Source organism: Pontibacter coccineus (assembly GCF_030546575.1).
Taxonomy (GTDB): Bacteria; Bacteroidota; Bacteroidia; order Cytophagales; family Hymenobacteraceae; genus Pontibacter; species Pontibacter coccineus.
Window position 1 is genome coordinate 815,154 of record NZ_JAUOTN010000001.1, and the last position, 11,038, is coordinate 826,191.

Genomic DNA, 11,038 nt, shown 5'->3' on the forward strand with positions numbered 1-11,038 from the left:
ATTAAAACTTAAAATTATAGGTGATGGTAGGGATCGGGTGTCCGAAGATGGACATTTTATAACCTTTGATCTGCCCTCCCTGTGACTTAAAGTAAACGGAGTAAGGGTTCTTGCGCCCCGTCAGGTTGTACACGGCCACGGTCCAGGAACTGTGAGCCAGCTTCGCGATCTTGTGATTGCCCTCTATGTTCAGAGCCAGGTCTACGCGGTAGTAATCCGGGATGCGGTACTGGTTGCGGTCGGAGTACAGGATACGGTGCGAGCCCCCATCGTAGTATTTGGCCAGCGGCAGCGTGATAGGGCGACCGGTGCTGTACGTGAAGTTAAGGGAGGTGCTGAAACGCTGACTGAAGCGGTAGTTGCTGATCATGGTCACGTCGTGCGGCTTGTCGAAATTGCTCGCATACCACTCGCCTCTGTTGATCACCTCAGACACAGTCGGGTCGTTGAGGCGCACCATGGTGCGGGAATAGGTATAGCTTACCCAGCCATTGAGTTTACCGGTCGATTTTTTTAGCATCAGCTCCACGCCATAAGCCTTGCCTTCGGCATTGGCCACATCCGTTTCAATGTGATGGTTCATGATGATGTTGGCGCCACTTCGGTAGTCCAGGAAGTCCTGCATCCACTTGTAGTAAGCTTCCGCTGAAAACTCGATGGTGTTGGCGCGCAGGTTGCGGTAGTAACCCACAGCTACCTGATCGCCTACTTGCGGCTTGATGTTGCTGTCGCTCAGCTTCCAGGTATCGGTGGGGGCCATGGTAGCCGTGTTGGAGAGCATGTGCACGTACTGGCGCAGTCTGTTGAAGCTTACTTTCACAGAAGAGTTGTCTGACACCACGTAGCGGGCCGAAAGTCTGAACTCCGGTCCGTGGTAGGTCGCAATGGACTTGCCGCTGCCATGAGAAACCGTGTCAACGATCGTATTCAGGGACATGGGCAGGCCTGGCGCATACTGCAACACGTCCCGCTCGCCGAGTGCCGTGAAGAAAGAGTAGCGCAGGCCCGCCGAAACTGAAAGTTTCTGGCTGATGTCATAGCGGTCAGACAGGTATAGCGCACTCTCAACGGCCTTTTCCTGCTGCAGCTTATCAGCTTTGATCAGTGACTCGGCATGGTTTGGCACCAGACTGCCCGGGTTCACCTCATACCGGATGGCGCTGGCACCAAAATCCAGAGTATGTTTTGAATCAGGGAAGTAATTGAAGTCTACCTGCATCCCTGTCTGGCTGATGCCGAAATCCATGTTCGCAGCATTGGCGGCATTTTCCTCGTTTGAAATATTATAGCCGTAGTGGCTGTAAGTACCCGTTACCACGCTGTAGAGTTTGTTGTGGAAGTTGTGCTTCCACTTCAGGCTGGCGTTCTGGTTCTGGAAGCGGTACAGCGTGTCAGAAGCGAGTTTGAAACGGTCTTTGCTGAGGTAACCGGTCAGGTATAGGCTGTTCTTCTCGTTGATTTCGTGACTGATGTGCGTGTTGATGTCATAGAAAGAGGCCTCACTGTTGCTGAAAGACTTGTTCGGAATCTTCTTGAGTAGCCAGTCAGAATAGGTAGAGCGCCCTCCTACGAGAATCGACGTCTTGTCTTTGATGATAGGTCCCTCCAGCGTCAGGCGGCTTGTCAGCAGACCGATACCCCCCGCTCCGCTGAACTGCTTTTTGTTACCTTCCCTTGAGCTCACCTCCAGCACCGACGACAAACGGCCACCGTAGCGTGCAGGCACGGCACTCTTGTACAGCTCCACCGATTTGATCACATCCGGGTTGAAAGCGGAGAAGAAGCCAAACAAGTGCGAGGGATTGTAGATCGTGGCATCGTTGAGCAGGATCAGGTTCTGGTCCGTTGAGCCGCCGCGCACGTTCATTCCCGTACTGCCCTCCCCCACTGACTTTACGCCGGGAAGCGTCAGCACTACTCTCAAAATATCTGTTTCGCCGAAAGCTGTTGGCACCTGCCTGATGGTCCGGATGTCCAACCGCTCCATACCCATCTGCAGCCCCGTAACGTTGCGGTCCTTCTCGGCTTCCACCAACACCTCTTTCAGGGAACGAATGTCTTCTTCCACTTCGATGTCCAGTTTGCCGTCGCTGTGCAGTATTACCTGGCGCTTCGTGTTTTTGAGTCCAACCGCGCGGATGTTCAGCTCATGCCGACCTACCGGAAGTGACAGGGAATAGTAGCCATACTGGTCCGAAGCCGTGCCGATGGAAGGGGATTCGATGTAAATGTGGGCTCCAATGATGGGCTCTCCCGTGTTGGCATCGCGCAAGGTTCCTGCCAGGTTCGCTCTGCCGGTTTTGCTTCCATTCGGCGTGCCTATCTCGTACAGCTTGATCTCGGATTGGATCCGCTTCTTGTTATCCTGTTGTTGTGGCAGGTAGGCGGGCGCGGCCAGTTGACTGTTTCTTCTGGCCTCTTCCTCATCCTTGAAGAAGTTGGAAGGCAGGCTGGTCATGATCGGGTTTTGCCGTGTAATGAAAACCTGGCGCTGTTCCGTGATGGCAAATTTATAGTCAGTCCCTTTCAGGATTTGAGCAAGCACCAGGTTAAGCGGCTCTCCTTCTACCTCCACATCCACTTTAATGCTGTCGGCTACGGCCTGTTCGAAGTAGAACTTATAGGGCAGCCGGGTCTCCAGCCGCTGCACGAAATCCTGGAAGGTCAGGTTGCGGAAAGAACCGCTTATGAGCGGGGCCTCATTCCTTTGCTGGGCCAGCACCGGTACCGCCGTCGTGATAGAGCACAGCAATACCAGCAAAAACATTCTGTAAAGTTGGGTCATAAGAAGAGAAGAGAGCTTAAACAGATTTTTAGATGGATCGGAAGCAGGCCGCTTTATTGTTGGAGCGAATCATAGTGCTCCGCCGTTTTCACGATCGCGTTTTCCCGCTCTTTTCGGAAGCGGAGTTTATTGGCGCTGGCAAATTTATTCAGGGGCTTTTTCTGGTCCTGCAGCACCCGCATCACGGAGCGCTTGTTGCTAACGGGGTGGTATACCCCGTCCTTCACCAGGTAGAACTTACTGGCATCCCGATACTCTCCCTCCATACCTTCTGTGCTTGCCCGCTCAAAGAGCGTCTTTTCACGCTTCATGAGCACCTGCACCTTGCCGCTGTAAAGCAGGTCGTAAAATCCTGGCTGAATCGAAGGTGCGGTTGTGCTGTCTGCCTGCAACCTGATAAAGGTATGCCCGTGGAGTTGGAAGGCATCCACGCGGCTTTTGACCAGTCGCTGCGGCTGTCCGCTGCCGTGGTTCACAATCACGAGCTCGTCCAGCATCAGGTCATACAGCATGGGCACTTCCTCAAACCAGGCCCCGTCATATTTCACGTTGCCATTCTGGTAGATCTTATCCTGATAAAACTGGTGCCCCTCCACATGGGACTTGACAGGCACGTAATACTCCGGCCCATTGTACAAGTGCGCGTGCACCCCCACGGCTGTGCGGTACTGCTTCAGGGCATCCGAAACGGCGTGGCTTACAAAACTGGTATCAGTCTGTGCGTAAATTGTGAAGGGCAGTAGGTTTAGTAAAAGAACAAGCGTTAGGTAAGCAGGGCTTTTGCGCATAATGATTGGTTAGCTTCACAGCGAATACAGACATTAAATATAAAGTATGTTTGATGTTATGACAAGCGAGTGAATAAATTATTTAGATAAATATTACAGTTTATCTACCTGAAATACATTAAAGCATCTCCCTTAAATAGAACTTAAAATATATTCATCTTGAATTTACTACCAGGCAGCTTATCTCAGAGTGACAAGTTTTCCAAAAAACTACCGCACTTATCCATTAGATTAGCTTATAACACCATGCTGTTACCAAGTATAGCATTATTGATTTGAGGGCGGGCTATTAACCTATTTGTACTTATTTCATTTGCCAGGACTAGGGAAAAGTTTTCTAATCTCCGACTCTGTCAGGTAATGGAACGAACACACTGCCGCTATACCTTCTCCATCAAATCGTATATTGCGCCAACAAACCGGCTCCAACTGAAGCGCTTTTTATACCGTGAGATGTTCTGAGCAAATACCGCTGCGTTCGCCGAGGTATAGAAATCCAGTATGGCGTCTGCTATCGCCTCTGGCTTCGGCTCCAACACATACCCCACTTCTCCGTGCGGCACCAGTTCCGACAGTCCGCCCACATTGGTCACCACCATTGGCTTGTCAAAATGGTAGGCGACCTGTGTTACGCCGCTCTGGGTAGCGTTCTTGTAGGGTTGCACCACCAGGTCGGCTGCGCAGAAATAATGCCGGACCTCCGCATTAGGTATAAAATCCGTCCGGAGCACCAGCCTATCCTGCAGCCCGTGTTTTCCGATCAGGTCAAGGTAGGGTTTCGCTTCTTCGTAAAACTCTCCCGCGATCAGCAGCTTCAGATCAGGTATAGCCCGCAACACAGGTATAGCCATAGCCTCCAACAGCAGGTCAAGTCCTTTGTAGGCCCGGATAAAGCCAAAGAACAGCAGATACTTTACATCTGGGTCCAGCTCCAAAGCGGCACAGGCTTCGGCTTTGCTTTCGGCAGGGCCAAAATTATCGTAGAGAGGATGCGGCAGGTATACGTTGGGTTTATTCGGCTCGAAGCGCTGCAAATCCTGCTGCACAGCTCGCGACATGGTCAGGAAACCGTGACAGGCACTCAGAAAATACTTCGTGAAAGGAATATCGCCCGGCCGCTTCTCGTGTGGCACTACATTGTCGGTAATGGCCAGGATGCGGCTATACCTGTTGCGTTTGATCAGGCGGGCAATGGTGCCCAGGGCTGGTCCCATAAAGGGCAGCCAATAGCGGAAAATCACCAGGTCTGGTTTTTGGCGCCTGATGTAATTGCCCGTGCGCACCCAACTAAGCGGGTTAATGGAGTTGATCAGCGACTTAATGGTGATGCCTTGGGGGGCAGGCTCGCTGGTAAACTGACTTTTGCCGGGGAAAAGAAAGGAAGGATACTGCAGGCTGAACGAAACGATCTCTACTTCGTCGCCGGCCTCCTGAAAGGCCACTGCCAGGCGCTCGTTGAACGTAGACATACCCCCACCCCGCAAAGGGTGCGCAGGCCCCACGATCACGACGCGCCTCCCTGCCATTATTTTTTGATCAGGCCCGCCCTATCACGGATTAGGTATTCATTCTTTCTGTTGGAGGTCATCGACATCATCTCAGCCAGGAAACCCGCCAGGAATAGCTGCACTCCCAGAATAACCGCCACCAGCGACAAATAGAACAACGGCTGGTCTACCATATCGCGCACCCGGCCTTCCGGGTACAGGGAAAATACTTTTTGGACGATCAGCCACAACGTAATGCCCAGACCGACCACAAAGGAAAGCGTGCCAAACGTACCAAAAAAGTGCATGGGGCGCTTTTTGAAGCGGCTTACAAAGGTGATGGAGAGCAGGTCCAGAAAGCCATATACAAAGCGCTCAAGTCCGAACTTGGTAGTGCCGTACTTACGCTCCTGGTGCTGCACCACTTTTTCACCGATGCGCGTAAAGCCGTGCCACTTGGCAATAACAGGTATGTAGCGGTGCATCTCGCCGTGTACCTCAATGCTCTTGACGAGCAGCTGGCGGTAGGCTTTGAGCCCGCAGTTAAAGTCATGCAACTGTATACCTGACAGGCTGCGGGTTGCCGCATTAAACAGCTTGGTCGGAATGGTTTTGCTAATCGGGTCAAATCGCTTCTGCTTCCAGCCAGACACCAGATCAAAGCGCTGGTGCTTGATCATGTCATAAAGGCCAGGAATCTTCTCCGGGCTATCCTGCAGGTCGGCATCCATGGTGATGACCACTTCGCCGCTACAGCGCTTGAAGCCCTCGTTCAAAGCGGCAGATTTGCCGTAATTGCGGTTAAAGCTGATGCCTTTGACCGTGTTGTCTTCGGCACTCAGCTCTGTGATCACATCCCAGGAGCGGTCCGTGCTGCCGTCGTCTACCAAGATGATCTCGTACGTAAAACTGTGTGCGTGCATCACACGCTTGATCCAGCGGACCAGTTCAGGCAGCGATTCCTCTTCGTTTAAAAGAGGAACCACCACTGATATATCATAAGGGTATTGCATGCTTTTTATTCAAACTCCGGACGCTTGTGCTTCATAACGGCGGCAATTATGAGCGATAGGATAAGCCCAGAAAAAAACGCGTTAGTAATAGCGCTGGTCAACTGTTTTAGGGGTGTAAAAGACGCCATGATCTCTTCTCGCTGGCTATCCAGCATAGAATCATCAACACCAAATGCAGCCATCTGTTCCATTGTTGCATCGACAAGCTTCTCAGGCATACCCGGATCGATAAACTGGATATAGAGCATGCTGAACAGGCCAGAGATGATACCTGCAATGATGGACACCATGATGCCAAGTCCCAGGCCCTGTCCATAAGACATAAGACCGTCGTTCTGCTTCCTGAACTCTTTTAAGGCTAATACGATACCGATTACAGAGATGACAACCGAAACGAGAAGCGCAACAAAGAAATTGCCGTAGCTTTCTGTCAGGTAGCTGATTGTCGCGAATACTACATACAGTAAGCCTGTCAGCAAGCCGTACTTAAGAGCAACGGCATAAATTGAAGGTTTGGTTTCGAGTTGAGAAGATGTGTCAGTCATAAGGATTTGGGGTTTATGTGAAGATGAATTACTTTCTGAAAAATACAGCAGCTACCACTGAAAACATCATCCCTACAAACATCCTGCTCAAAAAATCATGTGCGGCCAGCATAGTGGGCGACAAATTGTCCAACTCCTTGTAAGCTTGCTCGTAATTTGCCTCGCCTAATACTTTAATCTGCGCCTCACGGCTCTGGTCGAGCAGTGCTCTCAATTCAACTACATGTTGTTGTATGATCTCGGGTCCTACCAGGTATAGCATCAGGTATAGCAGCATGGCAGCGCTCATGGCTGTGTAAAAGGTAACCGACAGGCTCACACGCAACCCTTTCCAGAAACCAACTTCCGCATCGTGAAAACGCTTGAAGTAGCGCAACCCCATAAAGATAAAAACAGGCAAAGGGAGGTAACTCCACCGCCCTGTATCTCCCAGCGCGTTATACCCCATCAGGTATAAGGCGAGTATGATGACAAAAGAAGCCAATCCGCACAGCACGCCATAGCGCACTCCCACTCTTACTATCGTTTGATCCAGCATTTGTTACACGCTTACTCAGGTCAGCCAGGTAGCTGACAGAAATATAGCTATAAATATATTAAAAAGAATGATTAAGTACTACTTGCCCTTTGTTGATAAGGCCAATTACCTTGCCTGTCAGCACGCCTCCCAGGAACGGAGAGTTCTTCGATTTAGATCGGGTGCCTTCAGACGTCGGAGTCCATTTTAGGTCCGGATGAAAAAGTGTCAGACAAGCCGGCTCACCTTCTGCTATGCCACAGGCCGGCATGCGCAGGATCTGGCGGGGAGTGGCGGTCAGTTTTTGGATCAATTGCTCAAGTGGCAGTGTATCGCGCATAGTGGTATTGGCCACAGCAAAGGCGGTCTCGAGGTTGATGATACCGAACTCAGCCAGGTCAAATTCCAGCTTCTTGCTCTCTGTGTCCTGCGGTTGGTGCCCGGACACGATGGCATCGATGGTGCCGTCGCCAAGTCCTTGCAGTATGGCCGCTCTGTCGGCTTCGCTTCTGAAGGGGGGCGATACTTTATAATTCGTGTCGAATGCCGTTAGGGTGTGGTCCGTATACGCAACCTGGTAACTAGCAACGTCGCAGCTTACCTGCAGGCCTTTGGCTTTGGCGGCACGTATGGTATCCACGGCAGCCGCTGTCGATATAAGCGAGAAGTGCAGTCGCCCTCCTGTATACTCCAACAACTGCAGGTCGCGTGTTACCATCACTTCTTCGGCCAGGGCAGGTATACCTTTCATACCGAGTTGGGTGCTCACAATCCCTTCGTGCATCTGCCCATACTCTGTCAGGCGCGTATGCTCCGGACGGTTCATCAGCACGCCATCAAAAGGCTGCAGGTATTGTAGTGCCTTTACGATCACCTCGGCCCCCTGCAATGGTTTTGCGCCATCACTGAATGCAACGGCTCCGGCACGCTGCAAGTCGATCATCTCGGTCAGTTCCTTGCCATGCGTATCTACCGTTACGGCACCAGCCGGTAACAAATTAACAGGCAGGCTTGCCGACTTGGCCTTGATAAAATTGATGGCCCCTTTGGTTTGCACAATAGGCTGCACGTTGGGCATACAGAGAACATCCGTAAAACCGCCTGCCGCCGCAGCCGCCGCCAAAGACTCTATGTCTTCTTTGTGCTCCAGCCCTGGCTCACCCACCTGTGCATACAGATCAACCCAGCCCGGCGACACACAAATGCCTTCCAGCTCAATGGTCTGGTCCGCCTGCTGCTCGTCTCCTCCAACTGAGGTGATCAAGCCATTCTCGATAAGTATGTTTTGGCGCTGAAGATGAAAAGCTGATGAAGGATCGTAAATGCGGACTGCTTTGAGAAGAAGTTTCATGTTAAAGGAATCTGATTAGAGCTATTTCTGCCATCAAGAAAATCAGACACAATATTAGGCAATATTTCCAAAGGGTGACGCCAAAAAATCTTTTTTCGAACTCGTCTTTTACGGTAAAGGTGTCGCTGTAGTCATAAACGTGCACGTGCTGCTGGCCTTTGGGCAGGAAGCTTCTTAACTCTTCCGGACTGTACTGCTCCAGCAAAGACTCCTGCTTATCAAAATTAAAGGCAAAGCTACCCACTGTTTCTCCCTGAAGCTGCAACTGGTAATAGCCTGCCTCATCCAGGTCCGGCGGCACGTTAAACACGAGGCGCCCTCCCCTGATCTGCTGCTCCGGTATAAAAACAGTGCTGTCCTTTACAAGCTTATAAATGCTCTCACCGCCTTCCTGCTTTTTCACAGGTATAGTAATCGCCCTGTTCTGTAGACGGTAGGCAATCTGCTGCTCCTGCTTGTAGCTACTGATCGCCAGCCGGTACATGACCGGCACGAAGAGCGCATGATTCACCAGTTCGTTCTGCTCAGGATCCAGGGGCGCAGCCATCAGGTATACCTTTCCCTGCCCTCTATCGAAGCGTGACAGGTATGGGGCACCGCCTCTGTATTTGAGGATGTCTTCAGAAGAACGGGACCATACCAACTTCCTGACGGAGGAAGGCATCTGCATTTTGGGATCGTAATCCGCGAAAATGGTTTTGAAAAAAGGATTATCACGGGCCGGAATGGCAAGCGAAGTCTTCGTATTGCTGCCGGCATTTAAATTGGCAGGTATAGCGAGCGTCTGCATAAGGGCCGCATAGGATGCACTTCTCTCCGCTGCTGGTGGAATAACGGCTAGTGTCCCACCAGACTTCACATACGTATCGAGCGTTGAGGTGAGTGCTGACGGTATTTCCTCTATACCCTGCAGTATGATTATGTCTGAACTATTCAGGCGTGCATAGTCGATATTATTGGGTGAAAAGCGCTGTGTCTGAAATAGTGGCTCGTTTCGGTACAAACGTTGCAAAGGACCGGATTCATCTCCACTGATTTCTGTAATGGAAAGACGGCTGGAAGGCTGAAGCACAAAATAGTATAAGTTGTCGAATTCAACCGGATAATCCTCTACTTCTACCCAAGCCTGCTTACTCCCCTGCCCTCTAAGCGTAAAGTTGATCGCAGTTTCAGTAACCTGCTTTGCCGGCAGGTCAATGCTTAAAGCTGCTATTTGCACGTTGTCGATGACCAGCTTCACGGGGCAGCCAGGTATAGCCTTGTCACCTGCATTGTATAGCCTGACATACAAAGTACCTTCCGCATCAGGGCGAACGAACTCATCTGCCAGGTATACAGAATCAACAAAAACGTTAGATGTACCCGCTGCTTTTAGAGGCACAAGGTGGTAAACACGGTTACTGTCAACTTTACCTAATAGAGAAGGCTCAAAATACGATTTCTGAAAATCGGAGAATAGAAAAACATGCTCCGCAGCAACTTGATTAGCATTCATCACCTGTTGGCTTACAAATGGCCTGGTGGAATATGATAACTGATCCAGGGTGTTTGCAGCATCGGCAGTACCGATAGTGGCCGCTCTGTTATAATTTGAATTAGTGTTAACACTAATAGCAGTGGTTGAAGGGAATATATCCAGAACACGTTTTGCCTGGTCGGCAGCTACCGTCAGCAAGGTCAGATCCTCATCAGCGTGGAGGTTTTGCATACTGAGAGAATTATCGAGCGCAATGGTCACCTGAGAAGAATCGATGGGGCGCACCGCTTCGGAAGCAGGCAGGAAAGGTTGTGCAAAAGCCAATACCAGAAAAGTGATGAACAGGATACGGGAGGCAAGAATCAGCAACTCCTTTAAATTTCGTTGGCTCGCGGTAAGGTCTTTGGAAACCTGTATAAACTTAACATTACTGAACTCTACGCGCTTAGCCCGACGTAATTGTATAAGGTGTAATAAGATCGGGATCGATATCGCCGCAAGCGCCCATAAAAAAGAGGGATAGAGAAATGCCATGTCAACAAGTTAGAGAGGATGTCTGTAATATACAACGTAAAGGTTGAACATTCCCATACGCTGATGCCCTTATTGTGACGGTGTATAGTGGAGCAATACCCTATATACTCGCAGTATTGGGTACTAAAACCGAATCATCCACAATATTGCCAGTGCTAATCCAAGAGTTGTAACTATTGTTCTAGTAAGTTTGTCTTTCAGCGTTCCATCCTGGGGACACTACTACGAGGCCCTGAACAGTTTATCACACCATCATGTCCCCGTGGCTAGGACCGTGGATTACCAGCTATCATAGTACCGGCCTCCTCTGATAGCATACCTCTTCCGCATATTCCCTACCCTTCGTTACTACCGGGGCGTTTGCCTATGGCTGTCTTCATTCCGTTTACCTTCCAGCTCTCGTTGGTCCTTGCACCTCACTGGGGTATTACTTCCTTCCTTCCTCCCAGTTCTTTTCCTCCTGGTTGGCGTGTAGTATAAATGAGTCAGCCCCTGACTCTTTGCGGGAATCAGGGGCTGAGGGGTTGGGGTTGGCGGCCAC

General features: G+C 50.7%; 8 protein-coding genes. All 8 read right to left on the reverse strand.

Annotation, left to right across the window (positions count from 1 at the left end):
• Position 1 precedes the first annotated feature (1 nt).
• Positions 2 to 2,785, reverse strand: a complete 2,784-nt coding sequence (locus tag Q4E40_RS03750) for a TonB-dependent receptor (protein ID WP_303410134.1) — start codon at positions 2,783 to 2,785, stop codon at positions 2 to 4.
• Between the two features lie 53 nt (positions 2,786 to 2,838).
• Complete coding sequence (locus Q4E40_RS03755; protein WP_303410136.1) at positions 2,839 to 3,573, reverse strand: hypothetical protein; 735 nt, start codon at positions 3,571 to 3,573, stop codon at positions 2,839 to 2,841.
• A gap of 380 nt (positions 3,574 to 3,953) precedes the next feature.
• Complete coding sequence (locus Q4E40_RS03760; RefSeq protein ID WP_303410137.1) at positions 3,954 to 5,099, reverse strand: glycosyltransferase; 1,146 nt, start codon at positions 5,097 to 5,099, stop codon at positions 3,954 to 3,956.
• On the reverse strand, positions 5,099 to 6,073 hold the full coding sequence (locus tag Q4E40_RS03765) for a glycosyltransferase family 2 protein (protein WP_303410139.1): 975 nt from the start codon (positions 6,071 to 6,073) through the stop codon (positions 5,099 to 5,101). Before Q4E40_RS03765 ends, Q4E40_RS03760 begins: the two co-directional genes overlap by 1 nt.
• 5 nt (positions 6,074 to 6,078) lie before the next feature.
• Positions 6,079 to 6,618, reverse strand: coding sequence for a DUF4199 domain-containing protein (locus tag Q4E40_RS03770; RefSeq protein ID WP_303410140.1), 540 nt, complete (start codon positions 6,616 to 6,618; stop codon positions 6,079 to 6,081).
• Positions 6,619 to 6,646: 28 nt separating this feature from the next.
• Positions 6,647 to 7,156, reverse strand: coding sequence for a DUF4199 domain-containing protein (locus Q4E40_RS03775; RefSeq protein ID WP_303410141.1), 510 nt, complete (start codon positions 7,154 to 7,156; stop codon positions 6,647 to 6,649).
• A 58-nt stretch (positions 7,157 to 7,214) separates the two neighbouring features.
• The gene (locus Q4E40_RS03780) at positions 7,215 to 8,486 is read right to left on the reverse strand and encodes a dihydroorotase (RefSeq protein ID WP_303410142.1); all 1,272 of its coding nucleotides are present in this window, start codon (positions 8,484 to 8,486) and stop codon (positions 7,215 to 7,217) included.
• Position 8,487: 1 nt separating this feature from the next.
• On the reverse strand, positions 8,488 to 10,497 hold the full coding sequence (locus Q4E40_RS03785) for a BatA domain-containing protein (RefSeq protein ID WP_303410143.1): 2,010 nt from the start codon (positions 10,495 to 10,497) through the stop codon (positions 8,488 to 8,490).
• Positions 10,498 to 11,038 lie beyond the last annotated feature (541 nt).